Source organism: Yonghaparkia sp. Root332, from assembly GCF_001425665.1.
Classification (GTDB): domain Bacteria; phylum Actinomycetota; class Actinomycetes; order Actinomycetales; family Microbacteriaceae; genus Microcella.
In genome coordinates, this window is sequence record NZ_LMCX01000001.1 from 209,934 (window position 1) to 236,892 (window position 26,959).

The 26,959-nt window shown below is 70.9% G+C and carries 29 protein-coding genes and 1 tRNA gene; 12 read left to right on the forward strand and 18 right to left on the reverse strand.

Translation table 11 applies throughout. The features are described 5' to 3' along the window. Positions 1-5: 5 nt before the first annotated feature. Positions 6-272, reverse strand: coding sequence for a hypothetical protein (locus tag ASC54_RS00955; protein WP_055896101.1), 267 nt, complete (start codon positions 270-272; stop codon positions 6-8). Between the two features lie 51 nt (positions 273-323). Here ASC54_RS00955 and ASC54_RS00960 point away from each other — a divergent pair, with 51 nt between their 5' ends. Further along, positions 324-1,007 (forward strand): winged helix family transcriptional regulator, encoded by a 684-nt coding sequence (locus ASC54_RS00960; RefSeq protein ID WP_055858404.1) that lies wholly within the window; start codon positions 324-326, stop codon positions 1,005-1,007. Positions 1,008-1,016: 9 nt separating this feature from the next. On the opposite strand, the gene ASC54_RS00965 is transcribed toward ASC54_RS00960, so the two are convergent. Both ASC54_RS00965 and ASC54_RS00970 read right to left on the reverse strand, forming a co-directional pair. Next, positions 1,017-1,427, reverse strand: coding sequence for an arsenate reductase ArsC (locus tag ASC54_RS00965; RefSeq protein WP_055858400.1), 411 nt, complete (start codon positions 1,425-1,427; stop codon positions 1,017-1,019). A gap of 63 nt (positions 1,428-1,490) precedes the next feature. Next, positions 1,491-2,384 (reverse strand): metalloregulator ArsR/SmtB family transcription factor, encoded by an 894-nt coding sequence (locus ASC54_RS00970; protein ID WP_235451348.1) that lies wholly within the window; start codon positions 2,382-2,384, stop codon positions 1,491-1,493. A 35-nt stretch (positions 2,385-2,419) separates the two neighbouring features. Here ASC54_RS00970 and ASC54_RS00975 point away from each other — a divergent pair, with 35 nt between their 5' ends. The 7 genes from ASC54_RS00975 (at position 2,420) to pstB (ending at position 11,128) form a co-directional block, all read left to right on the forward strand. Then, positions 2,420-3,706 carry an MFS transporter gene (locus ASC54_RS00975; RefSeq protein WP_055896103.1) on the forward strand — a complete coding sequence of 429 codons (1,287 nt, stop codon included), beginning with the start codon at positions 2,420-2,422 and terminating at the stop codon, positions 3,704-3,706. A 50-nt stretch (positions 3,707-3,756) separates the two neighbouring features. Next, on the forward strand, positions 3,757-5,952 hold the full coding sequence (locus ASC54_RS00980) for an RNA degradosome polyphosphate kinase (RefSeq protein WP_055858396.1): 2,196 nt from the start codon (positions 3,757-3,759) through the stop codon (positions 5,950-5,952). Continuing rightward, positions 5,949-6,914 (forward strand): NUDIX domain-containing protein, encoded by a 966-nt coding sequence (locus ASC54_RS00985; RefSeq protein WP_055896106.1) that lies wholly within the window; start codon positions 5,949-5,951, stop codon positions 6,912-6,914. Before ASC54_RS00980 ends, ASC54_RS00985 begins: the two co-directional genes overlap by 4 nt. Before the next feature lie 130 nt (positions 6,915-7,044). Beyond that, the gene (locus tag ASC54_RS00990; RefSeq protein ID WP_055896108.1) at positions 7,045-8,145 is read left to right on the forward strand and encodes a phosphate ABC transporter substrate-binding protein PstS; all 1,101 of its coding nucleotides are present in this window, start codon (positions 7,045-7,047) and stop codon (positions 8,143-8,145) included. 139 nt (positions 8,146-8,284) lie between these two features. Next, positions 8,285-9,232: a phosphate ABC transporter permease subunit PstC gene (gene pstC / locus ASC54_RS00995; RefSeq protein WP_055896112.1), complete on the forward strand. Its 948-nt coding sequence runs from the start codon at positions 8,285-8,287 to the stop codon at positions 9,230-9,232. Further along, entirely contained in the window at positions 9,232-10,317 is a 1,086-nt protein-coding gene (gene pstA / locus ASC54_RS01000; protein ID WP_055858386.1) for a phosphate ABC transporter permease PstA, read from the forward strand. The genes pstC and pstA overlap by 1 nt, the downstream gene beginning before the upstream one ends. A gap of 31 nt (positions 10,318-10,348) precedes the next feature. After that, the gene (gene pstB / locus ASC54_RS01005; protein WP_055858382.1) at positions 10,349-11,128 is read left to right on the forward strand and encodes a phosphate ABC transporter ATP-binding protein PstB; all 780 of its coding nucleotides are present in this window, start codon (positions 10,349-10,351) and stop codon (positions 11,126-11,128) included. 75 nt (positions 11,129-11,203) lie between these two features. Here the strand turns inward: pstB and ASC54_RS01010 are convergent, their stop codons facing one another. From ASC54_RS01010 to ASC54_RS01035, 6 genes are all read right to left on the reverse strand, one after another. Then, positions 11,204-11,986, reverse strand: a complete 783-nt coding sequence (locus ASC54_RS01010; RefSeq protein WP_055858380.1) for an anti-sigma factor — start codon at positions 11,984-11,986, stop codon at positions 11,204-11,206. Then, positions 11,983-12,582: a sigma-70 family RNA polymerase sigma factor gene (locus ASC54_RS01015; protein ID WP_055858377.1), complete on the reverse strand. Its 600-nt coding sequence runs from the start codon at positions 12,580-12,582 to the stop codon at positions 11,983-11,985. The genes ASC54_RS01010 and ASC54_RS01015 overlap by 4 nt, the downstream gene beginning before the upstream one ends. Positions 12,583-12,674: 92 nt before the next feature. Continuing rightward, entirely contained in the window at positions 12,675-13,079 is a 405-nt protein-coding gene (locus tag ASC54_RS01020) for a hypothetical protein (protein ID WP_055858374.1), read from the reverse strand. A gap of 150 nt (positions 13,080-13,229) precedes the next feature. Next, on the reverse strand, positions 13,230-13,910 hold the full coding sequence (locus ASC54_RS01025) for a hypothetical protein (RefSeq protein WP_055858371.1): 681 nt from the start codon (positions 13,908-13,910) through the stop codon (positions 13,230-13,232). Positions 13,911-13,970: 60 nt separating this feature from the next. Continuing rightward, complete coding sequence (locus ASC54_RS01030) at positions 13,971-14,393, reverse strand: plastocyanin/azurin family copper-binding protein (protein WP_235451349.1); 423 nt, start codon at positions 14,391-14,393, stop codon at positions 13,971-13,973. A gap of 499 nt (positions 14,394-14,892) precedes the next feature. Beyond that, positions 14,893-15,525, reverse strand: coding sequence for a hypothetical protein (locus ASC54_RS01035; RefSeq protein WP_055896115.1), 633 nt, complete (start codon positions 15,523-15,525; stop codon positions 14,893-14,895). Between the two features lie 78 nt (positions 15,526-15,603). Between ASC54_RS01035 and ASC54_RS01040 the strand changes: the two genes are divergently transcribed. Beyond that, positions 15,604-15,676, forward strand: a tRNA-Lys gene (locus ASC54_RS01040). Positions 15,677-15,680: 4 nt separating this feature from the next. Here ASC54_RS01040 and ASC54_RS01045 read toward each other — a convergent pair. The 3 genes from ASC54_RS01045 to ASC54_RS01055 form a co-directional block, all read right to left on the reverse strand. Beyond that, entirely contained in the window at positions 15,681-16,082 is a 402-nt protein-coding gene (locus tag ASC54_RS01045) for a hypothetical protein (RefSeq protein WP_055896118.1), read from the reverse strand. 151 nt (positions 16,083-16,233) lie between these two features. Beyond that, the gene (locus ASC54_RS01050) at positions 16,234-17,166 is read right to left on the reverse strand and encodes an aldose 1-epimerase family protein (RefSeq protein WP_055896120.1); all 933 of its coding nucleotides are present in this window, start codon (positions 17,164-17,166) and stop codon (positions 16,234-16,236) included. A gap of 38 nt (positions 17,167-17,204) precedes the next feature. Continuing rightward, positions 17,205-18,008 carry a DeoR/GlpR family DNA-binding transcription regulator gene (locus ASC54_RS01055; protein WP_055858357.1) on the reverse strand — a complete coding sequence of 268 codons (804 nt, stop codon included), beginning with the start codon at positions 18,006-18,008 and terminating at the stop codon, positions 17,205-17,207. 95 nt (positions 18,009-18,103) lie between these two features. On the opposite strand from ASC54_RS01055, the gene galT reads away from it, so the two are divergent. Together galT and galK are read left to right on the forward strand one after the other, a co-directional pair. After that, positions 18,104-19,207, forward strand: a complete 1,104-nt coding sequence (galT, locus tag ASC54_RS01060) for a galactose-1-phosphate uridylyltransferase (protein WP_156376763.1) — start codon at positions 18,104-18,106, stop codon at positions 19,205-19,207. Further along, complete coding sequence (gene galK / locus ASC54_RS01065; RefSeq protein ID WP_055896126.1) at positions 19,204-20,367, forward strand: galactokinase; 1,164 nt, start codon at positions 19,204-19,206, stop codon at positions 20,365-20,367. Before galT ends, galK begins: the two co-directional genes overlap by 4 nt. Before the next feature lie 77 nt (positions 20,368-20,444). On the opposite strand, the gene ASC54_RS01070 is transcribed toward galK, so the two are convergent. Beyond that, the gene (locus ASC54_RS01070; protein ID WP_055896129.1) at positions 20,445-21,917 is read right to left on the reverse strand and encodes a malate:quinone oxidoreductase; all 1,473 of its coding nucleotides are present in this window, start codon (positions 21,915-21,917) and stop codon (positions 20,445-20,447) included. Positions 21,918-21,976: 59 nt separating this feature from the next. Here ASC54_RS01070 and ASC54_RS01075 point away from each other — a divergent pair, with 59 nt between their 5' ends. Further along, positions 21,977-22,741 (forward strand): sulfite exporter TauE/SafE family protein, encoded by a 765-nt coding sequence (locus ASC54_RS01075; protein ID WP_055858344.1) that lies wholly within the window; start codon positions 21,977-21,979, stop codon positions 22,739-22,741. On the opposite strand, the gene ASC54_RS01080 is transcribed toward ASC54_RS01075, so the two are convergent. From ASC54_RS01080 to ASC54_RS01100, 5 genes are read right to left on the reverse strand one after another with little or no spacing between them, the layout of a single operon-like run. Beyond that, the gene (locus ASC54_RS01080; RefSeq protein WP_235451351.1) at positions 22,716-23,462 is read right to left on the reverse strand and encodes a sulfite exporter TauE/SafE family protein; all 747 of its coding nucleotides are present in this window, start codon (positions 23,460-23,462) and stop codon (positions 22,716-22,718) included. The two genes, ASC54_RS01075 and ASC54_RS01080, sit on opposite strands and share 26 nt — an antisense overlap. Before the next feature lie 14 nt (positions 23,463-23,476). After that, on the reverse strand, positions 23,477-24,481 hold the full coding sequence (locus ASC54_RS01085; protein WP_055858341.1) for an amidohydrolase family protein: 1,005 nt from the start codon (positions 24,479-24,481) through the stop codon (positions 23,477-23,479). Beyond that, positions 24,478-25,320 (reverse strand): ABC transporter permease, encoded by an 843-nt coding sequence (locus ASC54_RS01090; RefSeq protein ID WP_082514769.1) that lies wholly within the window; start codon positions 25,318-25,320, stop codon positions 24,478-24,480. The genes ASC54_RS01085 and ASC54_RS01090 overlap by 4 nt, the downstream gene beginning before the upstream one ends. Continuing rightward, on the reverse strand, positions 25,317-26,171 hold the full coding sequence (locus tag ASC54_RS01095) for an ABC transporter permease (RefSeq protein WP_055896134.1): 855 nt from the start codon (positions 26,169-26,171) through the stop codon (positions 25,317-25,319). Before ASC54_RS01095 ends, ASC54_RS01090 begins: the two co-directional genes overlap by 4 nt. Further along, entirely contained in the window at positions 26,168-26,935 is a 768-nt protein-coding gene (locus tag ASC54_RS01100; protein ID WP_055859424.1) for an ABC transporter ATP-binding protein, read from the reverse strand. The genes ASC54_RS01095 and ASC54_RS01100 overlap by 4 nt, the downstream gene beginning before the upstream one ends. Between the last annotated feature and the right edge of the window lie 24 nt (positions 26,936-26,959).

The window sequence follows — 26,959 nt, forward strand, 5'->3', positions numbered from 1 at the left end:
TCAGTCTACGCGCTGGCGGCTGTGAGCAGCATCGCGAACGAGGCCGCGGCGAGGATGATGACGACGCCGGTCACGCTGACCAGCATCCGCTTCACGAGGCCGTCCTTCGACTGCAGGCTCACCTGCACGAGGAAGGTCAGCAGGAGGGCGCCCGCACCCACGACGGGCACCGACGGCAGCCACACCTCGGGCCGGCCGAGGGCGACCAGGACGACGAGGCCCACGACGACGGCCCCCCACACGGGGATCGCGGTCGCGAGGGTCCGGCGCATGCCCCCCATGCTAGAGCGCTTGTAGACTGAGCCGGACACCCTGGAGGACGAGTGGCTCAGCTGTTGATCCTGACCTCGCAGGTGAACAGCGACGTTCTGCCCGCGCTAGGACTCCTCAGCCATCGGGTCCGCATCATCCCGGCGGAGCCGGCGGCTCTCGTCGGAGCGCCCTCGGCCGACGCGATCATCGTCGACGGCCGCACCGACCTCGCCGCCGCCAAGGGCCTGTGCAAGATCCTCGCCGCGACCGGCGCCGGCTCGCCGCTCCTCCTCGTGATCACCGAGGGCGGCCTCACCGCGGTCACCGCCGAATGGGGCATCGACGACGTCATCCTCGACGCGGCGGGGCCCGCCGAGGTGGATGCCCGGCTCCGCATCGCCATCGGCCGCCAGTCGCGCGACACCGGGTCCAGCATGATCAAGGCCTCCGGCGTCGTCATCGACGAGGCCAGCTACTCGGCGAAGGTGCACGGGCGCACGCTCGATCTCACCTTCAAGGAGTTCGAGCTCCTCCGCTTCCTGGCCGCGAACCCCAGCCGCGTCTTCACGCGCGAGCAGCTGCTGAGCGAGGTGTGGGGCTACGACTACTTCGGCGGCACCCGCACCGTCGACGTGCACGTTCGACGCTTGCGCGCGAAGCTCGGCGACATGGAGTCGCTCATCGGCACGGTGCGCAACGTCGGCTACCGCTTCACCCTCCACGAGGAGGAGGCCGCGGAGCGCGTCGACTCGTAGTCGCAGGGCTCAGCCGGGGAGGATCTCGCCGAGGAGCACCTCGATGCGGCGCTTGATCTCGTCGCGGATGGGGCGCACCGACTCGATGCCCTGACCGGCCGGGTCGTCGAGCTCCCAGTCCTCGTAGCGCTTGCCCGGGAACACGGGGCACACGTCGCCGCAGCCCATCGTGATGACGACGTCGCTCTCCTGCACCGCCTCGGTCGTGAGCACCTTCGGCACGTTGTGCGCGATGTCGATGCCCTCCTCGGCCATCGCGTCGATCGCGACGGGGTTGATCTGGTCCTTCGGCGCCGAGCCCGCGGAGAGCACCTGGACGCGGTCGCCCGCGAGGTGCTGCAGGTAGCCCGCGGCCATCTGCGACCGGCCGGCGTTGTGCACGCAGACGAAGAGAACGGTGGGGATGCTGTTGTCGCTCATACCCGTAAGCATAGATGGTGGTCTATGCGATTTCCACTCGCTGCCGGACGATTCACCGGCTGTTCACGCGAGGGAGTCGAGCAGCCCCCGTACACGGGCGTCGATGTCGTCGCGGATCCGGCGCACCTCCTCCAGCGGGCGCCCCACCGGGTCGTCGACCGCCCAGTCGAGGTAGCGCCGGCCCGGGTAGACGGGGCACGCGTCGCCGCAGCCCATCGTGACGACGACGTCGGCGGCGCGCACGGCCTCGTCGGTGAGCGGCTTCGGGAACTCGCCGCCGAGCGGCACCCCGATCTCATCGAGCGCCGCGACCACGGAGGCGCGCACGGCCTCGGCGGGAGCGGAGCCCGCCGTGCGCACGCTCACGCGCTCGCCCCCGAGCTGGCGGAGGATCGCCGCGGCGAGCTGCGAGCGCCCCGCGTTCTGCACGCAGACGAAGAGCACCTCGAGGGGCCGGTCGGCCTCATCGCGGCGATCGACCGCGGCGAGCGCCGCGAGGCGATCGGCCGCGAACCGTGCGGTGAGCGAGGGCAGGAACCGCGTGATGCGGGCTCCGTCGGCGAGGAGGTCGTAGCTCTCGAGCACGTAGCGCTCGACCGTGCCGCGCGAGAAGGTCCCCTCGAAGCGCAGGGCGAGGTCGCCGATGATGCGCTGCAGGACGTGGCCGGTCATCCGCGCGGCCGGCGCGGCGTCGAGCACGTCGGCGACGCGATCGAGCTCCTCCGGCGCGACGGAGTACCAGACTCGTCGCCCCTCCGGCTCGCCCGTGACGAGGCCGAGATCGCGCAGACGCGCCATGTGGTGCGAGACGGTGGGCTGGGTGAGCTCGAGCGCGTCCGCGAGCGCCCCGACGGTGGCGCGCCCGTCAGGGGCGGAGAGGAGGCGCCGGAGGATGGCAGCGCGCGTCGGGTCGGTGAGCGCGCGCAGCGCGCCATCCGTCATCGCCTCGCCACTCATAGACGACAGTCTATCGACGGGCGTAGCATCGCACCATGAACCGCCCGACTCCGCGCCGCGTCGAGGGGACGTACTACGCGCTCACGCTCGGCAGCACGCTCGCGGCGTCGTTCATCTGGGGCATCAACACGCTCTTCCTGCTCGACGCCGGGCTCACCAACCTCGAGGCGTTCGCGGCCAATGCGTTCTTCACCGCGGGCATGGTGATCTTCGAGATCCCGACCGGAGTCGTCGCCGACACGCTCGGCCGCCGCGCCTCGTACCTGCTCGGCACACTCACCCTCGCCATCACGACCTTCGCCTACTGGGTGATGTGGGTGCAGCAGGCGCCCTTCTGGGCGTGGGCGATCGTCTCGGTGCTGCTCGGTCTCGGCTTCACGTTCTTCTCCGGTGCCGTCGACGCGTGGCTCGTCGACGCCCTGGGCGCGACCGGCTACCGAGGCGCGCTCGAGACGGTCTTCGGCCGCGCGCAGGTCGTCGCGGGCGTCGCGATGCTCACGGGCTCGGTCGCGGGCGGCGTCATCGCGCAGGCGACCGACCTCGGCGTGCCGTTCCTCGTGCGCGCGGGCGTGCTCGTGGCGATGCTCGTGATCGCGGCCGTGCTCATGCGCGACCTCGGCTTCACGCCCGCGCGCGGCGCGACGCCGATGGCCGCGGTGCGCGACGTCATGCGCTCGTCGGTGCGGCACGGGCTCGGGCGGCCGCCCATCCGCTGGCTCATGATCGCCTCGCCGTTCACGACGGGCGTCGGCATCTACGCCTTCTACGCGCTGCAGCCCTACCTGCTCGAGCTCGGCGGGGATGACGGGGCATACGCGCTCGCGGGCCTCGCGGCCGCCGTCATCTCCGGCGCCTCGATCGCGGGCGGAGCGCTCGCGCCGGTCGTCCGCCGACTGGTCCGCCGCCGCACGACCCTCCTGCTCGTGTCGGCCGCGACCTCCGCGGCGGTGCTCGTCGCGTTCTTCTTCGTCCGCGAGCTGTGGGTCGCGATCGCGCTGCTCGCGGCGTGGGGCATCGCCTCGTCGATCGGCCAGCCGGCGCAGCGCGCCTACCTCAACGACATGATCCCCTCGGCGCAGCGCGCGACCGTGCTCTCGTTCCACTCGCTCCTCGGCAGCGCGGGCGGCGTCGCCATCCAACCCGCCCTCGGCCGCGCGGCCGACGTCGGCGGCTACGGATTCTCGCTGCTGTGGGGCGGAATCATCTCGACGGTCGCGATCCCGTTCCTCGCCGCGAGCCGCGCGCAGCACGACCCCGCCGACACGGCGGTCGCGCCGGGCGAGGTCGTCGGCGACGAACCGTCGCCCCGGCCCGCCGACTGAGCGACGACGCGGAACCCCGGCCGGGCATCCCGCCCTGGCATGATGTGCCCATGCAGGACGAGGAGTACCGCACCGATTCGAGCTACCAGGTCGATGGGGGCGTCGGGGGCGACTTCCTCGACGACTGGGACGAGACCACGAGCGTCGACGACGGCACGCTGCCCGTCGAGCGGTACCTCGACCGCGAGCTGAGCTGGCTGCGCTTCAACCAGCGGGTGCTCGAGCTGGCGGAGGACCCGTCCGTCCCGCTGCTGGAGCGCGTCAACTTCCTCGCGATCTTCGCCTCGAACCTCGATGAGTTCTTCATGGTCCGCGTCGCGGGCCTCAAGCGGCGCATCGTCACCGGACTCGCCGTGCCGACCAACATCGGGCGGGCGCCGGCGGATGTCCTGGCCGACATCAATCGGACGGCCCTCGAGATGCAGCACCGGCACGCCCTCTGCTTCCACAGCCTCGTGAAGCCCGAGCTCGACGATGCGGGCATCCACATCGAGAACTGGGCGGACCTCGACGAGGCCGACCGCATCCAGGTCGATCAGACGTTCTCGAAGCAGATCTTCCCCGTCCTCATGCCCCTCGCGGTCGACCCCGCCCACCCCTTCCCGTACATCTCGGGGCTCTCGCTCAACCTCTCGGTGCGCGTGCGCAACCCGAAGACGGAGAAGGTCGAGTTCGCGCGCCTGAAGGTGCCGCAGGTGCTGCCGCGCTTCGTGCCGCTGCCGGACGACGGCTCGGGGCTGCAGCGCTTCCTCACGCTCGAGGACCTCATCTCGAACCACCTCGGCGAGCTCTTCCCCGGCATGGAGATCCTCGAGCACCACGAGTTCCGCGTCACCCGCAACGAGGACGTCGAGATCGAGGAGGACGAGACCGAGAACCTCATCCAGGCCCTCGAGCGCGAGCTCCTCCGTCGGCGCTTCGGCCCGCCCATCCGCCTCGAGATCACCGACGACATGGACGACCTGACGCTCGGCCTGCTCGTGCGCGAGCTCGGCATCACCGAGCAGGAGGTCTACCGCCTGCCGGCGCCGCTCGACCTCGGGGGGCTGTTCGAGATCTCCAAGATCGACCGCCCGCACCTGAAGTACCCCAAGCACGTGCCCGTCACCCCGCTGCAGCTGCAGCCGATCGAACCGAACGCGACGCCCGACCTCTTCCGCGCGATCGGACGCTCCGACGTGCTCGTCCACCACCCCTACGAGTCGTTCGCGACGAGCGTCCAGGCCTTCCTCGAGCAGGCCGCGCGCGACCCGAACGTGCTCGCCATCAAGCAGACGCTCTACCGCACGAGCGGCGACAGCCCCATCGTCGAGGCGCTCATCGACGCCGCCGAAGCGGGCAAGGCCGTGCTCGCGCTCGTCGAGATCAAGGCGCGCTTCGACGAGCAGAACAACATCGAGTGGGCGCGCAAGCTCGAGAAGGCCGGCGTGCACGTCGTCTACGGCCTCGTCGGCCTCAAGACCCACTGCAAGCTCGCGCTCGTCGTGCGCCAGGAGAAGAACGGCGAGCTGAAGTACTACTCGCACGTCGGCACCGGCAACTACAACCCCAAGACCAGCCGCATCTACGAGGACCTCGGGCTCTTCACCGCCGACCAGCAGGTGGGCAAGGACCTCACGCGGCTGTTCAACGAGCTCTCCGGCTACGCCATCGAGAAGAAGTACAAGCGCCTGCTCGTCGCGCCGCGCTACCTGCGCCGCGGGCTGCTGCGCGGCATCAGCGGCGAGATCAAGGCCGCGAAGGAGGGGCGCGAGTCGGGCATCCGCATCAAGGTGAACTCGCTCGTCGACGAGGCGATCATCGACGCGCTCTACCGGGCCAGCAACGCCGGAGTACCGGTCGACATCGTCGTGCGCGGCATCTGCGCGCTCGTGCCCGGGCTCGAGGGGGCGAGCGAGAACATCCGCGTGCGCAGCGTGCTCGGCCGCTACCTCGAGCACTCGCGCATCTTCTCCTTCCGCAACGGCGGCGAGCCGAACGTGTGGATCGGCAGCGCCGACATGATGCACCGCAACCTCGACCGCCGCATCGAGGTGCTCGTGCGCCTCACCGACCCCGTGCACCTCGCCCAGATCGACGCGCTCTTCGACCTGTCGATGAGCGAGGCGACGAGCGCCTGGACGCTGCAGCCCGACGGCGAATGGCAGCGCCGGCACCGCGACGAGAAGGGCCGCGCCCTCGCCGACATGCAGAATGTGGTCATGGCCACCGTGACCGCACGCCGACGGCTCGGCGGCGCCCGATGACCCCGACGGATGCCCGGCCCGAGCTCGCGACCGATACGGTCGTCGCGGCCGGCGCCGTCGTGTGGAAGCTCGTCGACGGGAAGGTGCGGGTGCTGCTCGTCCACCGCACGCAGCACAAGGACGTCACGATCCCCAAGGGGAAGGTCGACCCGGGCGAGACGCTGCCGCAGACCGCGGTGCGCGAGATCCAGGAGGAGACCGGGTTCGACGTCGACCTCGGCGCCCCGCTGGGCTCGGTCGAGTACACGCTGCCGAACGGGCGCCCGAAGATCGTGCACTACTGGTCGGCCGAGGTCGACCCAGGCGCCGCCGAGCGGCACAGCTACGAGGCCAACGGCGAGATCCTCGCCCTCGAGTGGCTGCCGATCGCGAAGGCCGCCAAGCACCTCACCTACGAGCACGACGCCGACGTGCTCGACCGCTTCGCCGCGCAGGTCGAGGCTGGTCACGCGCGCACCTTCGCGCTCGTCGTGCTGCGCCACGGCAAGGCCATGCCGCACGAGCAGTGGGACGGCCCCGATCACACCCGGCCGCTGCTGCACCGCGGCATCGAGCAGTCGCTGTCGGTCGCCGGGGGCATCGCCGCGTACGGCCCGGAGCGACTCGTCTCGTCGACCGCGGCCCGCTGCCTCTCGACGATCGGGCCGACCGCCGCGATCACGGGCCTCGACGTCAAGGCGTCGGCGACGCTCAGCCAGGACGCGTGGAGGGGCGACGGCGCCCGCGTGAGCGCCGCCGTGGCCAAGCGGATCGCCAAGCGCCAGTCGGTCGTCATGTGCTCGCACGGCCCGGTCATCCCGCAGATCATCGAGGCCGCGGCATCCCTCGGCGGCGCGACGATCACGCGCGACCTGCGGCGCAGCGCCGCCCTCGGCACGGGCGAGTTCTCGGTGCTGCACTTCTCGCTCGAGAGCGAGACCCCCTGGCTCGTGGCGGTCGAGACGCACTCCTCGGGGCTCTAGCGTTCCCCGCTCGTTCACCTTCCGTTCACCGACGAGGGCGACGGTGGACACCAGCGCTTCGTAGCGTCGGTCCTCGTGCGGCATCCCTCGCGCCGCGCAGAACCCGTCACCGATCCCCGAAGGGAACACAGTGAACATCACGCGTGCGAGCGGCTTCACCGCTCTCATCGCCGCCAGCGCCATCGTGCTGAGCGGATGCGCCGCCAACGAGACCGGCGGCGCCGCGCCGGAGGAGACCGAGGGCGCACCGTCGCTCGAGGGCACCCTCGTCGGCGCGGGCGCCTCCTCGCAGCAGTCGGCCCAGGAGGCCTGGGTCGCCGCATTCCAGGACGCCAACCCCGACGTCACCGTCGAGTACGACCCCTCGGGCTCCGGCGCCGGACGCGACACCTTCATCGCGGGCGGGTCGGCCTTCGCCGGCTCCGACCGCGCGTTCAACGACGAGGAGATCGCCGCGGGCGAGTTCGGCCGCTGCGTGCCCGAGTCGGGCATCGTGGAGATCCCCGCCTACGTGTCGCCGATCGCCGTCATCTTCAACCTCGAGGGCGTCGACTCCCTCAACCTCGACCCGGCCACCATCGCGGGCATCTTCGCGGGCACGATCACCAACTGGAACGACGAGGCCATCGCGTCGCAGAACGAGGGCGTCGAGCTCCCCGACCTCGCGATCACGCCCGTCCACCGCGCGGATGACTCGGGCACGACCGAGAACTTCACCGGCTACCTCTTCGAGGCGGCGGGCGACGTCTGGACCGCCGAGCCCGACGGCGTGTGGCCGTTCGAGTCCGGCGAGGCCGCTCAGGGCACCTCCGGCGTCGTCGACGCCGTCACCAACGGCACCGGCACCATCGGCTACGCCGACGCGTCGCGCGCCGGCGACCTCGGCACCGTCGCGGTGAAGGTCGGCGACGAGTACGTTCCGTTCTCGCCGGAGGCCGCTGCCGCCGTCGTCGACGCCTCGCCGTTCGTCGAGGGCCGGACCGAGGGCGACCTCGCCATCGAGCTCGACCGCGCGACCGACGCCTCGGGCGTGTACCCGGTCGTCCTCGTGAGCTACCTCATCGGCTGCGTCGAGTACCAGGACGCCGCCGACGCCGAGCTCGTGTCGGCGTACTTCAGCTACATCATCTCGGAGGAGGGCCAGCAGGCCGCCGCCGAGGCCGCCGGTTCGGCGCCCATCTCGGACACGCTCCGTGAGCGCGCGACCGCCGCGGTCGAGCTGATCGGCTAGTTCCACATCACTCCTGCCGGGCGCGGGCGCCTCTCGCATTGTGCGAGGCACCCGCGCCCGGCAGACTGTCCAGGGGAATTCCCCCGGCAGCACCATCCGCCCCCGCGTCACGCAGCGCCCCGAGCGAGGACACTCTCCGATGACCGCACTGGGAACCCCGCCCAGAATCGCAGCCAAGCAGCGCCCCGGCGACCGCGTCTTCGCCGGCTCCGCCGTCCTCGCCGGATCCCTGATCCTCGCGACCCTCGCCCTCGTGGCGGCGTTCCTGGTGATCCAGAGCGTTCCCGCGGTCACCGTGCCCGCCGACCAGCTGAGCATCCTCGGCGGCGACACCTTCCTCGAGTACGTCGTCCCGCTCGTCTTCGGCACCGTCTGGGCGGCCCTGATCGCCCTCGTGCTCGCCGTGCCCGTCTCCCTCGGCATCGCGCTCTTCATCTCGCACTACGCTCCCCGGCGGCTCGCCGAGGGGCTGGGCTACGTCATCGACCTGCTCGCCGCGGTGCCCTCCGTGGTCTTCGGCCTCTGGGGCGGCAACGTTCTCGCTCCCGCCATCCAGCCCGTCTACACCTGGCTGTGGGAGAACCTCTCCTTCATCCCGCTCTTCGCCGGACCTCCCTCGGGAACCGGCCGGACCGTCCTCACCGCGGGCATCGTCCTCGCCGTCATGATCCTGCCGATCATCACGGCGCTCTGCCGCGAGGTCTTCCTGCAGACGCCCGTGCTGCACGAGGAGGCCGCGCTCGCGCTCGGCGCGACGCGCTGGGAGATGATCCGGATGACCGTCCTCCCCTTCGGCCGCCCCGGCATCATCTCCGCCGTCATGCTCGGCCTCGGCCGCGCGCTCGGCGAGACGATGGCGGTCGCCATGGTGCTCTCCGCGACCGGCGTCATCACCGTGAACCTCATCAGCTCGATCAACCCCTCCACGATCGCCGCGAACATCGCGCTGTCCTTCCCCGAGGCGTACGGCGACAACGTCTCCGTGCTGATCGCGACGGGTCTCGTGCTCTTCGCCATCACCCTCGTCGTCAACGCCATCGCGCGCGTCGTCGTCAATCGCCGCAAAGACTTCTCCGGAGCCAACTGATGACCGCGACCACCGCGATCCGCACCGACGAGTCCAACTCCTTCGCCTCCGGCCGACTGCCGAGAGCCGCCCCGTGGTGGGTGCTCGCCGCCTGCCTCGCCGCCTCCGCCGCCGTCTTCGCACTGCTCGGGGCGGGCGCGCCCATCGCCGAGTTCAACATCGTCGGCACCGTCTTCATCGGCATGGTCGCCTACACGATCGTCATCGTCGCGATCGCTCGACTCGTGGAAGGCCAGCGGCGGGCGACCGACCGCTTCGTCACGACACTCGTCACCCTGGCGTTCGTGATCGCGCTGCTGCCGCTCATCTCGCTCGTCTTCACCGTCATCACCAACGGCCTGCCCCGGTTCGACCTCGAGTTCTTCACCTACTCGATGCGCAGCATCGTCGGCGAGGGAGGCGGCGCCATCCACGCGATCGTCGGCACCCTCCTCATGACGGGCACCGCGGCTGTCATCTCGATCCCCATCGGCCTGATGGCCTCGATCTACCTCGTGGAGTACGGCCGGGGCCGCCTCGCGCGGGCGATCACGTTCTTCGTGGACGTCATGACGGGCATCCCCTCGATCGTGGCCGGTCTGTTCGCCTACGCCGTGTTCAGCGCGCTGCTCGGGCCGGGCGAGCGCCTCGGACTCGCGGGCGCGATGGCTCTCGCCGTCCTCATGATCCCCGTGGTCGTGCGGTCCTCGGAGGAGATGCTGCGGCTCGTCCCGAACGAGCTGCGCGAGGCCGCGTTCGCGCTCGGCGTGCCGAAGTGGCTCATGATCGTCAAGGTCGTCCTCCCGACCTCCATCGCCGGGATCACGACCGGCATCATGCTCTCGATCGCTCGCGTGATCGGCGAGACCGCACCGCTGCTGATCGCCGCCGGATTCACCAACAACCTCAACTACGACCTGACGGAGGGCCGCATGCAGTCGCTGCCGGTCTTCGTCTACACCTCCTACGTGGCCCAGGGCACCGACGCGCAGGCCTACCTCGATCGCGCGTGGGCCGGAGCGCTCACGCTGATCCTGATCGTCATGCTGCTCAACCTCATCGCCCGCCTCGTCGCCCGCCAGTTCGCTCCGAAGCTCGGCCGCTGAGCCACCCCACCGGATAGGAAGCCCTCGCACCGTGTCCAAGCGCATCGAAGTCAACGACCTCAACGTCTACTACGGCAAGTTCAAGGCCGTGGAGGACATCACCATGACCATCGAGCCCCGGAGCGTGACCGCCTTCATCGGCCCGTCGGGGTGCGGCAAGTCGACCTTCATCCGCACGCTCAACCGCATGCACGAGGTGATCCCCGGCGCGTACGTCGAGGGCGAGGTGCTCGTCGACGGCGACAACCTCTACGGCCCCGGCGTCGACCCCGTGCTCGTGCGCCGCCAGGTGGGCATGGTGTTCCAGCGCCCCAACCCCTTCCCGACGATGTCGATCCGCGACAACGTGCTCGCCGGCGTCACCCTCAACAACCGCCGGATCTCCAAGTCGGACGCCGACGACCTCGTCGAGAAGTCGCTCCAGGGCGCCAACCTCTGGAACGAGGTCAAGGACCGCCTCGACCGCCCCGGCTCCGGCCTCTCCGGCGGTCAGCAGCAGCGCCTCTGCATCGCGCGGGCGATCGCCGTCGAGCCCGAGGTGATCCTCATGGACGAGCCCTGCTCGGCGCTCGACCCGATCTCGACCCTCGCGATCGAGGACCTCATCGAGGAGCTCAAGCTCGAGTACACGATCGTCATCGTCACCCACAACATGCAGCAGGCGTCGCGCGTGAGCGACCGCACGGCGTTCTTCAACATCGCCGGCACCGGCCAGCCCGGGAAGCTCATCGAGTACGACGACACCCGCGTGATCTTCTCCAACCCCAGCGTCAAGGCGACCGAGGACTACGTCTCCGGCAAGTTCGGGTAGTCGGACGCCGCGCACACGACGACGGGCCCGGGAGATCCTCCCGGGCCCGTCGTGCTGCTGCGTGCGCGGTGCGGGCTACGCCTGCGTCGGGATCGCCACGATGGGCGTCGTCGTCGGGGCGGGGCTGCCCGTGCTCGGCTCGACGGTCACGCCGACGATCGTGCCGGCCTCGAACGCGCCGTCGAGCACCTGCACGACCTGGCCGTCGGCATCGACCGTGAAGAGGCCGGCCGGGGTCGGCTGACCGTCGGTGATGTACCAGAGGGCGTAGGCCTCGTCGTCGCTCAGCTCGGGCAGGCCCTCGAAGACCATCGCCGAGAGGCCGAGCGACTCCGAGCTCACGAGCGTCGCGCTGCCGCCGTCGGACACGGGGGCCGCCACGGTCTGCACGTCGGGCGCCGCGACGATCGCGGCGAGCTGCTGCGCCGCGTCGTCGCCGGGCTGGAAGAGGTTCGCGGAGACGACTCCCCCGAAGAACAGGGCGACGGCGGCCGCCGCCGCGACGAGGGTCGCGGAGGTGCGCGTGAACCAGCGGGCGCTCGCGCGCTGCTCGGCGGGCGAGGCGGGCCGGGCATCCGTCGCCGAGGACGCCGCGGGGGCGAGGCTCGGCACGGGTGAGAGGCCCGCGGTCGGGGCGGGCTCGACGGCCTGGGCCGGGAGCTGCGGGGTCACGGCGACCTGCGACATCAGCCGCGCCTTCAGGTCGGGCGAGGGAGACACGGGAGGCAGCGCGAGCGCGAGCTCCGTCGCGACGTCGCCGAACTCGGCGTAGTCGAACTCGGCCTCGACGTCGGTGTCGGCCGCGCCGGCGCCGAGGCGCCGCAGGTCGATCGGGTCGTGGGATTCAGAGCGGCTCACGATGCCACCCCCATTTCTTCGCGCAGGCGGATCATGCCATCGCGCAATCGTGTCTTGACCGTGCCGATCGGCACGCTCAGCATCTCGGCCACCTCGCTGTGCGAGTAGCCGCCGTAGTAGGCGAGCTCGACGGCCTGTCGCTGCAGGTCGGTCAGTCGAGACAATGCCTTCTCCACTCGGTCGTGCTCCACGCGGATCTCCACGCTCTCCGAGACCGAATCGAACTCCCGGTCCAGATCGCGGATGCCCACCTTCGTATCGCGGTCACGACTCGACTGCGCGCTGCGCACGCGATCGATCGCTCGGCGATGGGCCATGGTGAGCATCCAGGTCACCGCTTTCCCCTTATTCGGATCGAACCGGGCTGCGGTTTGCCAGATCTCGAGCATCACTTCCTGAACGACCTCCTCCGACTGGGAGTGGTCCTTCAGGACGTGCCGCACGAGGCCCAGCATGCGCGAGGCGGTCAGGTCGTACAGGTCGCTGAAGGCCCGCTGGTCGCCGGTCGCCACGCGCTGCAGGAGCGCGTTCGCCGCGTCGGGGGAGGCGAGCGGGTCGCGCTCGGCCTCGGAATCGGTACTCACGAGTACCAGCATTCCAGGTGGACGCTGATCCCGCGGCGCGCGCGCCGGTCGCGTGCGATGCGCGGCGGGCCCGCGATCGCGGCGCGGGCGGGCGGCGAGCAGGGTCATGACGTCGGCCGCCGGCGCAGCGCCAGGAGCGCGGTCGCGGCGAGCGCCGCGACGAGCTGGGCGACGAGGGCCGTCGTCTTGTCCGGGTAGAAGGCCGGCTCGAAGAGCAGCGGCAGTCCGATCGCGGTCAGATCGAGCGGGACGAGGGCCGTGACGATGATGAGCGCGGCCCCGCCGGCGGCGATGACGAGGGCGAGGGCATCCGCCCATCGATGCCGCGCGATGACGACCACCGCGACCGCGACGAGGTTGGCCGCGGCCTGGATGCGGAAGAGGTCGCCCTGCGTGACGATCGTGCCCGCGATCGCGTCGAAGGGGGCGGCGAGCCGGAGGTGGATCACGGCGTTGATGACGAGGGCGACGGCGAGGAGGCCGGTGGCGATCCAGCGGAAGTAGCGCATGAGCGGGCCCTTCGGTGCGGTGACGATGCGGAGGTGCTGCGGAGGTGCTGCGGAGGTGCTGCGGAGGTGCGGAACGAGAACGGCCGGTGGAGGTGCCTGGGGGCGCCCTCCACCGGCCGAGGCGGTGCAGTTACTGCAGGATCTCGATGACTACTGGAGCTCGAGGTTGGTGGCGATGCCGCCGGCGAGCGCGTTCGCGGTCATCGGCATGTGGCTCGCGGCCTCCTTGAGGAGGTCGAAGTAGGCCGGGTCGTTCGCGATGTTGGCGTCGATCGCGGCGAGCAGCGAGACGGCGTGCATCTCGAGCTCGGCCTGGACGGCCTCAGCCGGCAGCTCCGGGACGACCGAGTTGATCAGCTGACCGAACGACACGGCGTAGCCGTTGAGGTCGGAGACGGCCTGGTCGACGCCGGCCTGGTCGCCCGTGGCCTTCGCGACCGTGTAGTTCACGAAGAACGGGATGTGCGAGCGCCACGAGTCGAGGAACGGCTGCTCGGCATCGGGGTAGGCGGAGCCGACGAGCGCGGCGACCTCGACCGAGTTCTCGTCGAGCGCGGCGACGGCGGCGCCGACCTGCTCGGTGGTGAGGTCTCCGCCGTCCTGCAGCGCCTGGTCGATCGCGGCACCGGCGAGGTACACGTGGTCGGCGAGCAGCGCGGTGAGCTGCGCGCGGAGGTTCGAGCCGTCGCTGTTGACGGTGTCGATCATGGGCGCCTCGGCCTCCTCGGAGGTCATGGGCTCCTCGGCGGCCTCCTCGGCGGGAGCCGAGCAGCCGGAGAGGACGAGGGCCGCGGCGAGGCCGAGGCCGGCGAATGCGATGGTCTTGCGCATGGAGTGCTCCTTGGTTGTGTGGTGTGCGGTAGCGGAACGTGCGGTCGTGCGGCTCGCGCCTCAGCCCTCGACGATGACCATGGCGTTCATGGTCAGGTGCGGCTGGCAGAAGTACGGGTACTCGCCTGCCTCGTCGAAGGTGAAGGTGAACGTGTCGCCCTCCTGCCCCTTCGGCGCGAGCGCGTGATCGAAGAGACCGTCGGCCGTCTGGGAGCCACGGAGACCCGTGCTCTCGTTGACGTCGCCCCAGGCACCCGAGGTGATCGTGTGCCCGATGGTCTCGCCGTTGCGCCACGTGACCGTGGTGCCGACGGGGACCGTGATCGTCTCGGGCATGAACTTCAGCCCGATCGTGATCACCTCGTTCTCTCCCGGTGCGAGCGACTCGTCGGCCGGAGCTGATTCGCTCTGCTGCCCTGGAGCGCCCTCGGTCGGCGCCGGTGCGGCGCATCCCGAGAGCACGAGCAGAGCCGCAGGGATCATCAGCAGGCCGGCGAGGCGTGCTCGCCCGGGGCGGAGGGTCCGAGTGGTGGGTGACATGCAAGGGGTTCGGCACCCTCGGCCCGAGGGTTTGCGCATTCGGGCCGAGTTCGGCTGACTCTCAGGTTCGGCGGGCCGCTCGGGCGACGGGATGGTCGAGCGCAGCATCCGGGCACAGAAGTGCCGGCCCGCAGAACGCCTCTCGGCGCGTGGCCGCTCGAAGCGGCTGAAGTTGGAGCCCGGGGTTACTGCGGACCGGCACTGTCGAGTGTAACGGCGGGGTCGGCCGCGGCATTCCGCGAGCGTCCAGGTTCGGCCCGGCGACCAGCGGGGCCTCCGTTCTCGGCGCGCGGCGGGTGCCCTCGGACCCAGCATGCGCAACTCAGGAACCGCAGACGCGCATGCCCGTCATCGCAGGCACGGCGGGGTCGAAGAGACGAGCGATTCCTGAGTTGCGCATCGGCCTCGATCCCGACCGAGGAGCGGCGCGTCCCGGTTCGCGCTAGTCGAGGTCGCCGGCGCGCTCCAGCCGCGCGCACGCGGCGAAGTCGCGAGCCGACGCCGCGAGCCGCGCGGCGCGCGTCGTGAGTTCGGCGGCTCGCGCGTCGTCGACGGCGGCGTCGGCGTCGTCGGCGAGGTCGGCGGCTCCCGCGGCGGCGGTGCGGCAGAACGCGGCGGCGCGCTCGAGGGCGACGGCGAAGTCGCCGACGTAGGCGCCGCGCAGCACGGCGTCGGCGAGGTCGCGGATCTGGTCCGGGCCGGTGGGTGCCTCGGCGCCGGCGACGACGACGTCGGCGGTCGCGAGCACCTCGCTCCCGCGCTGGAAGAGCAGCGCGGTGCCCGCGGGGTCGGCGCGGATGAGGGCCCGTAACAGCGACAGTCGCCATAGGGCGCCCGGCAGCGAGCGGGCGCCGGCGCGCGACCAGAGCTCGGCGAGCGTGTCGAGCCCGTGCTCGTCGGTGTAGGCGACCATGCGCTCAATGAGGTCGGGGTCGTCGCTCGCGCGCACGCGGTGCACGAGCGCCCGCGCGCTGTCATGGGCGATGCGCAGAGTCACGGCGGGGTCGAGCCCGCCCTCGTAGGCCTCGAAGTGCGCGCTCGGCACCCGCACGGGTCGGAGGTGTCGATCGGCCATGCGTTCCACGGTACTCGCGCGGTCTGGACGCCCCGCCACCGCCGCAGCGCACCCCGGCGCGCGGTAGATTCGTACCGCGGGCCTCTAGCTCAGTCGGTAGAGCAGCGGACTTTTAATCCGCGGGTCGTGGGTTCGAGCCCCACGGGGCCCACCGCTCAGTCCTCGGTACCGGCGCGGGGGCCGGGCATGTCCTTCGTCACGGTGAAGGCGCCGATGATCGTCTCGCCGTCGCTCGCGTACACGTCGACCACGCGCTCGCCCGACTCGAGCGAGCCGGCGACGTTGCGCGCCAGCTCGAGCTCGCTCACGCGCACGTAGCCGATCTGGCCGTCGTCGGTGGGCGCCGCGAGAAGGTCGGGGACCTGGCTGCCGTTGGCGCTGCCGTAGGTCTCGCCGCGCTCGTTGACCGGGAACTCCACGGCGGCCCCGTCGGCGCCGGCGATCTGCGCCTGGCCGCCGCTGACGCTGTCGCCGATCGCCGGCGCCATGATGAGAAGAGTGACGATCGCGGCGACTCCGGCGACGGCGGCGATGATGATCTTGACGGTGCTGGTCATGCGAGACTCCGAGTCCGACCTCCGGCCCACTCCCCCGATGGATGGCGCGGTCGATCTGGATCTCATCCAACCAGGCGCCGGGCATCCTCGATACCGCGCCGGTGCCCCCACTTAACGGGGCCGCCTCACCGACGACGAGGCGACGGATGCCCTACGCGGGCCGGCAGATCCCCCAGCTGCCCGACCACGACTCGCCGGGCTGCAGCCAGCGCAGTCCGATGCCCGAGTTGAGCGCGTCGGCGGGAGCCGTCATCGGCTCGACCGCGATCCCGGTCTGCTGGCCGTGCGCCCCGGGGAAGATGCGGGTGACGAAGACCTGCAGCCACTCCCACTCGCGACCCTGCCACAGCTCCGTCTCGGTGCCGTCGGGCGCCGAGAGCACCGTGCGGATGATCCCGTCGCCGTCGGGCTCGACGCGCCAGGCGTCGTCGAAGCGGGCGTCCTTCACCGCGACGCCGTCGCTCAGGTCGAAGAGCGTGCCCGCGACCGGCTCGAGGCCATCGGGGTTCAGGCGGTCGTCGACGATGACGTGCTCGACCGTGCGTGCGGTGATCGTGAGCTCGTCGACCAGGTGGTCGCCCACCGCGAGGAAGGGGTGCGCGCCGAACGCGATCGGGGCGGCGTGGGTTCCGATGTTGGTCGCCGAGTGCGTGACGCGGATCCCGTTGCCGGTCAGCGCGTACTGGACGGTCGTCCAGAGATGGAAGGGCCAGCCGTGCTGCGGGACGATCGCCGCGCCCAGCGTCACCGAGTCGTCCCACTTCTCCACGACGCGGTACGGGGTGTTGCGCAGCAGGCCGTGGATGGCGTTGCTCCGCTCGACCTCCGTGATGTCGAGCTGCAGCGCCGTCCCCTCGTGCACCCAGCGGCCGTCGCGCACGCGGTTCGGCCAGGGGGCGAGCACGATGCCGTGCCCGAACGGCGGGGTCGACTCGCGGGGGAAGCCCTGAACGAGCGCGTGCCCGTCGACCGAGAGCAGCCGCAAGGCGGCCGCGACCTCCGTGATGGTCGCCTCGACGGTGCCGTGGGCGCCGTCGTGGCGGAGGTGGAACTGCTCACCGGTGGGGGCTGCGATGCGGGTCACGTCGTCAGACTAACGCCGGGCGGCTCCGGCGCGCGGCCTCAGCGGCGTCGGGGCGGGACCGCTCTCACTCGCAGCCCGGCCGCATCGAGAGCCGCGGCATCCCCCTCATCGAGACCGGTGTCGGTGATGAGCTCGTCGATCTCGTCGAGGTGCGCCACGCGGCCCAGGTGCGCCTGGCCGATCTTGCTCGAGTCGGCGACGAGCAGGCGCCGGGCGGCGCTCGCGACCATGCGACGCTTGACCTCTGCCTCGGGCAGGTTGACGTTCGTGACGCCGTGCTCGACGTGGACGCCCGTCGCGCCGAGGATCGCGAGGTCGGCGCGCACGTCGTCGAGCAGCGTCGTCGCGAGCGGGTTCACGAGCGAGTGCTGCAGCGAGCGCACCGTGCCTCCCGTGACGACGACCGTGAAGCGGGGGATGGCCGGCTCGAGCGCGAGCGCGATGGCGAGCCCGTTCGTCACGACGACGAGCTCGCTCAGGTCGGCGCGCGCGACGAGGGCGTGGGCCACCGCGAGGGTCGTGGACCCGACGTCGAGCAGCACGCTCTCGCCCGAGCGCACCTGCTCGGCAGCGGCCGCCGCGATCGCCTCCTTCGCCCGGGTGAGCCGGGCGCGCGACTGCTCGAGGCTCGACTCGCGCTCGGCGACGAGGCCCTTCGGCATCGCCCCGCCGTGGACGCGCGCGATGCGGCCGTCGCCCTCGAGCGCGGCGAGGTCGGTGCGCACCGTGACCTCGCTCACGCCGAGCTCGCGGGCCAGGTCGGTGACGCGGGCGAACCCGCGCCGGGCGATGGAGGCGGCCATGCGCTCGCGGCGCAACGGGGCGGAGTCGGCCACGGGCATCCTCGTCGTATCAGTCGGGCTTTCGGAAGTCGTCGATATCGAAAGCGTAGGGCTTGTGAAATCGCAAGGCCAGGTTCGTAGCATGGAGTGTGCCCATCACCACGCGCCCCACGACGCTCGCCGACGGCCGCGAGCTCATCTACTTCGACGACGCGGACTCGACCCTCGGGCCCGAGCGCTCGATCGATGCGCGCCTGCTCGACCCGCGGCCCGACACCGCCCGCATGCGGCAGGACGTCCTGACCGGCGAGTGGGTGTCGATCGCGAGCAACCGGCAGAACCGGGTGTTCCTGCCGCCCGCCGATCAGGACCCGCTCGCGCCGCAGAGCGCCGCCAACCCGAGCGAGATCCCGTCGAACTACGACGTCGCCGTCTTCGAGAACCGCTCGCCGAGCTTCGGGCCCGACCTGCAGCACCCCGAGGCGCCCGCGGGCCTCGCCGACCTGCGCGCGATCGGCCTCGAGCGCACGCGCGCGAGCGTCGGCCGCTGCGAGGTCGTGTGCTTCGCCCCCGACCACGAGGGCTCGTTCGGCTCGCAGACCGTCAGCCGCGCGCGCACCGTCATCGAGGCGTGGGCGCAGCGCACCGAGGCCCTGTCGCGGATGCCCGGAATCGAGCAGGTCTTCGTCTTCGAGAACCGCGGGCAGGAGATCGGGGTGACCCTGCCCCACCCGCACGGGCAGATCTACGCGTACCCCTTCATCACGCCGCGGACGTCGACGCTGCTGCGCTCGATCGAGACTGTCGGGCCCGACCTCTTCGGGCGGATCCTGGAGACCGAGCAGGCGGGCCCGCGCGTGCTCGCCCGCACCGAGCACTTCACCGCCTTCGTGCCGTTCGCCGCGCGCTGGCCGCTCGAGATCCACCTCCTGCCGCACCGGCACGTGCCCGACCTCGCCGGGCTGACCGACGAGGAGCGCGACGACCTCGCGCCGCTCTACCGCCGCCTGCTGCGCGGGCTGGACGCCGTCTACGACTCCCCGACGCCGTACATCGCGGCCTGGCACCAGGCGCCCGTGAACGAGGGGCGGGATGCCGTGCGCCTGATGCTCCAGGTGACGAGCCCGCGCCGCGCCGCTGACAGACTGAAGTACCTCGCCGGGTCGGAGGCCGCCATGGGCGCCTTCATCGGCGATGTGGCCCCCGAAGCGCAGGCCGCCGTCCTGCGCGCGGCGATCGAGAAGGCAGATCAGAGTTGAGCACCGACATCCGCGACGACACCCGCGCCGGCTTCACCGAGCTCTTCGGACGCGAGCCCGAGGGGCTCTGGTCGGCTCCGGGCCGCGTCAACCTCATCGGCGAGCACACCGACTACAACGAGGGCTTCGTGCTGCCGTTCGCGATCGACCGGCGCACGGTCGTCGCCGTCGGGCTGCGGGATGACCGGGTCGTCCGCGTCGCGTCGACGATCGCCGACGATGTGGTCGAGATCGCGCTGTCGGACCTCGCGCCGTCGGTGCTGAGCGGCTGGCCGGCGTACCCGCTCGGGGTCGTGTGGGCGTTCAGCGAGTTCGGCGCCGACCTGTCGGCCGTGCCCGGCCTCGACCTGTTCATCGACTCGGACGTGCCGCTCGGGGCGGGGCTCTCGTCATCGGCGGCGATCGAGTCGGCGGTCGCGCTCGCGCTCAACGACGTCTGGCGGCTGGGCCTCGACCGCCCCACGCTCGCCCGCGTCGGCCAGCGGGCCGAGAACGTCGCCGTCGGTGCCCCGACCGGGATCATGGACCAGTCGGCGTCGCTTCTGGGGCGCGCCGACCACGCGGTCTTCCTCGACTGCCGCACGCTCGAGAGCGAGCTCGTGCCGCTCGGGCTCGCCGAGGCGGAGCTCGCGATCCTCGTGATCGACACCGGGGTGAAGCACTCGCACGCGACGGGCGGCTACGGAGAGCGCCGCGCGGCGTGCGAGCGCGGGGCCGCCGTGCTCGGCGCCGCCTCCCTGCGCGACGTCTCGGTCGACGATCTGCCGCGCGCTCAGGAGCTGCTCGACGACGTCACCTTCCGGCGCGTGCGCCATGTCGTGACCGAGAACCAGCGCGTTCTCGACACCGTCGAGGTGCTGCAATCGGGCGGCGGCGCGGCCGCGATCGGCGATCTGCTGGATGCCTCGCACCGCAGCATGCGCGACGACTTCGAGATCTCGGTGCCCGAGCTCGACCTCGCCGTCGAGACCGCCGTGCAGGCGGGAGCCCTCGGCGCCCGCATGACCGGCGGAGGGTTCGGCGGCGCGGCGATCGCGCTCGTGCGGGTCGGCGACCTCTCGCGCGTGCAGGTCGCGGTCGACAACGCGTTCGGCGAGCACGGGTTCGGCCAGCCGGACACCTTCGTGGTGTTCGCGTCGGACGGCGCCGCGCGCAACTAGCGGCGACCGCCGCCCGACGACGCTGGGTGCGCGATGTGACGGCAGCTTCCCGCGTGCACTCGCGCGGAGTGGTCCGCCTAGCGCGCGATCGCGAGCGTCGCAGCCGTCTCGCCGAGGATTCGGTCGGCGACGTCGGGGTCGTCGCTCACCTTCCCGCCGTACGACGGGATCATGCGCGAGAGCGCGGGCGCCCACCCCTGGACGCGGTCGGGGAAGCAGCGAGCGATGAGCTCGAGCATGATGGGGGCCGCCGTGGAGGCTCCGGGCGATGCGCCGAGCAGGCCGGCGATCGTGCCGTCCGCCGAGGCGACGACCTCGGTGCCGAACTGCAGCACTCCGCCCTTCTCGGGGTCGCGCTTGATGACCTGGACGCGCTGACCGGCCACCATCCTGTACCAGTCCCGGCCATCCGCCTTCGGGTAGAAGTCGCGGAGGGCGTTCAGGCGGTCCTCGCGGCTCGCGGTGAGCTCGCCCACCAGGTACTTCACGAGGTCGAAGTTGCGCAGGCCCACCTGCAGCATCGGCACGATGTTGTGCCAGCGGATCGAGGCGAACAGATCCAGCCACGAGCCCGTCTTCAGGAACTTGGGGCTGAACCCGGCGTAGGGGCCGAAGAGCAGGGAGGTCTCGCCGTCGACGACGCGCGTATCGAGGTGCGGCACCGACATGGGCGGCGCGCCGACCGAGGCCTTGCCGTAGACCTTCGCGAGATGCCGGGCGACGACCTCGGGGTTGTCGCTGCGGAGCCACTCGCCGCTGATCGGGAAGCCGCCGAAGCCGCGGATCTCCGGGATCCCGCTCTTCTGCAGCAGCGGCAGCGCGTGGCCGCCCGCGCCGACGAACACGAAGCGCGCCTCCACCTCGGTGGGGGTGCCGCCGACCTCGTGGCGCATCGACACGCGCCACGCGTCGTCCTTCAGCTTCTTCAGCCCCGTGACGCGGTGCTCGAGGTGCAGCGACGCCCCGTTCGCGACGAGCCCGTCGACGAGGAGCCGGGTGAGCGCCCCGAAGTCGACGTCGGTGCCCGCGGCCATGAACGTCGCGGCGATCGGCTGATCCTTCGCGCGGCCCGGGATGAGCAGGGGCGCCCAGGCGCGGATCTGCGCGACGTCCTCGCTGTACTCCATGCCCGCGAACAGCGGGTGGTCCTTCAGGGCCTCGAAGCGCTTGCGCAGGTACTCGACGTTCGCCTCGCCCCACACGAAGCTCATGTGCGGGGTCGAGTTGAGGAAGGCCTTCGGCTCGGGCAGCAGGCCCTCGCCGACGAGGTACGACCAGAACTGCCGCGACACCTGGAACTGCTCGTTGACCTTCACCGCGTTGGCGATGTCGATCGTGCCGTCGGGCCGCTCGGGCGTGTAGTTGAGCTCGCAGAGGGCGGCGTGACCGGTGCCGGCGTTGTTCCACGGGTTGGAGCTCTCGAGCGCGACATCGCTCAGCCGCTCGTAGATCCGGATGTCCCACTCCGGCTCGAGCTGCTGCAGCAGGGTGCCGAGGGTCGCGCTCATGATGCCCCCGCCGATCAGGGCCACGTCGATGCGTTCAGTCATGATTGACGAGTTTACGCCCGCGGCCTGCGCGTCCGCGCCGCGCGACTAGGGTGGAGCGAGTGATTCTGCCCCTTCTTCTCGTCGGCGCAGTCGGCGGACTTCTTTCGGGCATGTTCGGCGTCGGCGGCGGATTCATCATGGTCCCCCTGCTCATGTGGCTCGCCGGCATGGACCAGCGCCGAGCGGCCGCCACCTCCCTCCTCGCGGTCGTTCCGATCGCCGCTGTGAGCGCGATCGGCTACGGCATCCAGGGCGAGATCGACCTCTTCGCGGCGCTCATCGTCGGCGGAGGGGCGCTCGTCGGCGCGCCGATCGGAACCTGGCTCCTGCGCCGCCTCCCCGTCGGCTGGCTCCTGTGGATGTTCATCGTCGGCATGCTCGTCGTCGCGCTCCGGCTCGTCCTCGTCGCCCCCGAGCGCGGCGCCGAGGTGGAGTTCTCGACAGGCGTCCTGTTCGGCTACCTGCTGCTCGGCCTCGTCATGGGCACCGCCTCGGGCATGTTCGGCATCGGCGGCGGCGTCATCGCGGTGCCCGTGCTCATGACCGTCTTCGGCATGGGCGATCTGCTCGCGCGCGGCACGTCGCTCATCGCGCTCATCCCGGCCGCGATCCTCAGCTCGTCCCTCAATCTGAAGGCGGGGATGCTGTCGGTGCGCGACGCCGCGATCGTCGCGGCCCCTGCGCTCCCCGCCTCGATCGCGGGGGTGTGGCTCGCGTTCCTGGTCCCGCCGTCGGTCGGCGGCATCCTGTTCGCCGCCCTGCTGCTCGCCCTCGCAGCGCAGCTGGCGATCCGCGACCTCAGGAAGCGGCGAGCAGCTCGCTGACCCCGTCGACGATCGCGGCGACGCCTCCGAGGTAGGAGAACACGATGACGGCGCCGCGGGCCGCTCGCGTGCTGACGCGCGTCGAGAGCGCCTCGCCCGCGGTCAGTCCGATGACGATGCCCGCGATCACGATGACCCAGATCCACCAGTCGATCTCGGGCAGCCGCCCCCCGCCGGCGACGACCTTGGTGAAGAACGACGTCGCCCCCAGGGTGATGAAGTAGGGCTGCAGCGTCGCCGCGAACGACGACTGCTCCCAGCGCGTGAGGATGCCGTAGATGCTGATCGGCGGACCGCTGATGCCCGCGGTCGCGCTCATGAACCCCGAGGCCGAGCCGGTGGCGAAGGCGGCGGGCTGGTTCGCGTAGACGCGGTCGGCACGCGTGACGCGCAGCGAGATGGTGAGCGCGATGACCAGGATCACGCCGATGATGATCTGCAGCCACGGGCCGCCGAGCAGCACGCTCACGATCGACCCGGGGATGATCGCGAGCAGCGCGGGGATGACGATGCGCGCGTACTGACGCCAGTCGACGCGCCGCCAGACCCGCGTCAGCACGAGCGACGACGACACCGCGCCGCAGATGTTGACGACCATGACCCCGTCGAAGGGGCCGATGAGAAGGACGAGCACGGGCGCGACGACGAGCGCGAAGCCGAAGCCCGAGACGCGCTGCGACATCGCGCCGACGAGGACGGCGGCGCCGACCAGCAGCGCCACCGCTCCCTGATCGATCAGCGCCCCGGCTGCCGGGTGAGCAGCGCGCGCGGGGTGGTCTCGAGGATGGCCTCGTGCACCTCCGGCCGGTCGGCGAGGGCGCGGCGCACCGACCCGACAGGGTCGGGGTCGGCCATGTCGAACGGGTAGTCGCTGCCGAGGCAGAGGCGGTCCTCGCCCACGCGCTCGAGCAGGAACCGCAGCGAGGCGTCGTCGTGCGTGAGCGTGTCGAAGAAGAACCGGTCGAGCAGCTCGGATGGCTTCACCGGCAGGTGCTCGCGCGACTCGGGTCGCACGCTCCAGCCGTGGTCGAAGCGCCCGATCTGGTACGGCAGGAACCCCCCGCCGTGGAGCAGCGCGAAGCGCAGCCCGGCGTTGCGGGTGAGCACGCCCTGGAACAGCAGCGACGCGGCCGCGATCGTCGAGTCGAGCGGGTTGCCCACGTAGTTGTGGATGTAGTGGTCGTGCATGCGGTCGACGCCGGCGACGTCGGCGCCCGGGTGCAGCACGATCGCCATGCCGAGCTCGTCGATGCGCCTCCAGACGTCCTCGTGCCGCGGGTCGCCGAGATTGACGCCGGCGACGTTGGTTCCGAGCTCGAGGCCCGCGACCTGCGGGATCGCGGCGAGCCGCTCGAGCTCGGCGATCGCGTGCTCGGGGCTCTGCATCGGCAGGTGCCCGAGGGCGACGAAGCGATCGGGGTGACTGGTCGCCATCTCGATGAGCGCGTCGTTGTGCAGCCGCGCGGCCGTCGCGGCCGCGGCATCCTCGACCCGGTAGTTGAAGTGGGGAGGAGGGACGCTGACGGCCTGCATGGTCACGCCCGCGGCATCCATGTCGGCGATGCGCGCCTCGATATCGAACATGCCGGCGGGGATGGGGCCGCTGATGCGGCCCCCCGGGTACTCGAACCACCAGGCCCCGTCGCGCTCGACCACCTTCGGCGCGACCTGCGGCACCTCGCTCGCGGCGGCCGCGATGAAGCCCTCGGGGACGGCGTGGGCGTGGATGTCGATCGTCATTGCTTCTCCAGGTCGGGTCGCGTGATCTCGGTGCGGCGCCAGAACACGATCTTGCGCTCGGCGTACCAGATGCCGAGGTAGACCACGAGGCCGATGACGAGGAAGAGGAAGATGATCACCCAGTAGGCGGCGGTGTCGTACCCGCCGCGGTAGCGGATCATCAGGTAGCCCAGGCCGCCGGTCGAGCCGATGAACTCCGACACGATCGCGCCGATGATGGCGGTCGTCGCACCGAGCTGCAGGCCGCCGAAGATGACGGGCAGCGCCGTCGGGATGCGGACCTTCGTCATGACCTGCCAGCGCGACGCCTTGAGCGAGCGCATGAGGTTGATCGCGCTCGGCTCGGCGAGGCCGAGGCCGGACAGCGTCGTGATGAACACCGCGTAGAAGCACGCGATCGCGGCCTGGAGGATCTTGCCCTCGACGCCGAAGCCGATCCAGGCGATGATGAGCGGCGCGAGGATGACGGTCGGGATGGCCTCGAGCGCGGACAGGAACGGCAGGTACGCCGTCCGCAGCCGGTTCGAGGAGCTCAGCAGCACGCCGAGGAAGAAGCCGACGGTCGCGCCGAGGACGAAGCCGCCGGCGATCTCGAGGAGGGTGCGGATCACCTGGTCGCCGAATCCCATCGCGCTGAGCACGCGGGGGAAGGCGGCGACGACCGACTCGGGGGTGGGCAGGAGGATCGGCGACACCGACTTCGTCACGGTCGTCGCGAGCCACCAGGCCAGGAGGATGAGGGGCAGCAGCCCCACCGTGACGATGTACGGGGAGAACTTCTTGCGCTTCTTCTCGGACTGGTCGATCGCGATCTGCGCGATCACCTCTGTTCTCGTCATCGCTTCCTCGCTCGGGATTCTTCGGACCAGAACACCACGCGGCGCTCGACGACGTCGGCGAGCGAGACGAGGGCGACCGCGATGATGACCACCACGAGCACGACCGCGTAGGTCAGGGACATGTTGAGCTGGCTGGCGAACTCCTTGGCGAGCTTGCCGAGGCCGCCGTCGGAGGCGGAGAGGATCTCGGCCACGAGGACGCCGGTGAAGGCCAGCAGGAGGGCGTGCTTGACGCCGACCATGATCATGGGCACCGCCGAGGGCAGCTGGAGCTTCGTGAAGACCTGCCAGCGGCTGGCCTTGAGCGACTGCATCAGCTTGAACTCGTTGGCGTTCGGGAGGGCGAGGCCGACCATCGTGTCGATCCACACCGGGAAGAAGCAGATGATGACGGCGAGCGCGATCTTGCTCTCGGAGCCGAAGCCGAGCCACCCGATCAGCAGCGGGGCGAGCACGACCTTCGGGAGCGCCTGCACGGCGATCGCGTAGGGCGTGATGGCGGTGCGGATGAAGGGCGAGATTCCGAGCGCGACGCCCATGACGAACCCGAAGGTGACGCCGATGACCCAGGCGATCGCGACCGCGTAGAGCGTCTTGCCGAGGTCCTCCCACCAGTACCCGCCGCTGACGAGCTGGCCGAAGCCGAGGATCGTGTCGCTGAAGGTGGGGAAGAGGATCCGGTTGACGATGCCGATCTGCGGGATGACCTCCCACAGCAGGATCATGATCGCGACGGTCGTGATCGAGATCCAGAGCGAGCCGCGCCGGATGCGCGACCACAGGCTCTCCCGTGCGACGAGCGGGGCGGATGCGCGCGGGGTCGGCGGCATGGTCGTCGTCGTGGCGGTCACTGGAGTTCCAGCATCCGGCGGGCCTCCGCCACGAGCTTCACGAAGTCGTTCGTGGTCTGGAGGTCGGGCGTGCGCGGACGGTCGAAGGGCACCTCGAGGATGCCGACGAGGCGTCCGGGCCGCGCGCTCATGACGGCGATGCGGTCGGACATGAAGACCGCCTCGGTGATGTTGTGCGTCACGAGCACGGCCGTGCTGCCGGAGTACGCCTGCAGGCGCAGGAGCTCCTGGTTCATGGCCTCGCGCGTGAACTCGTCGAGAGCGCCGAAGGGCTCGTCGAGCAGGAGGAGCTTGGGGTCGTGCAGGAGCACTCGGCAGAGGGCCGCGCGCTGCTGCATGCCGCCGGAGAGCTGCCAGGGGTAGGAGTCGCGGAAGTCCTTGATCCCCACCATGCCGAGCAGCTCGTCGGCCTTGGCGATGTAATCCTTCTTCTTCTCGCCGAAGATCTCGACGGGCAGGAGAACGTTGTCGAGCGTGGTGCGCCAGGGGAACATGACGGCCTGCTGGAACATCATGCCGATCTCGCGGCGGGGCTCGATCATGGGCTCGCCGCTGAAGGTGATCGTCCCCTCGGTCGCGGAGAGCAGGCCGCCCATGATGTTCAGGGCGGTCGACTTGCCGCAGCCGCTCGGGCCCAGGAGGGAGAGGAACTCCCCCTCCTGGACCTCGAGGTTCAACCCACTCAGGGCGACCATCTCCTTCTCCCCCGAGCCGAAGCGCTTGGTGACGCCTTCGGCTCGTACGAGGGGTGCAGTCTGGGTCATGGTCGTCATGGTGTCGTGAATCCG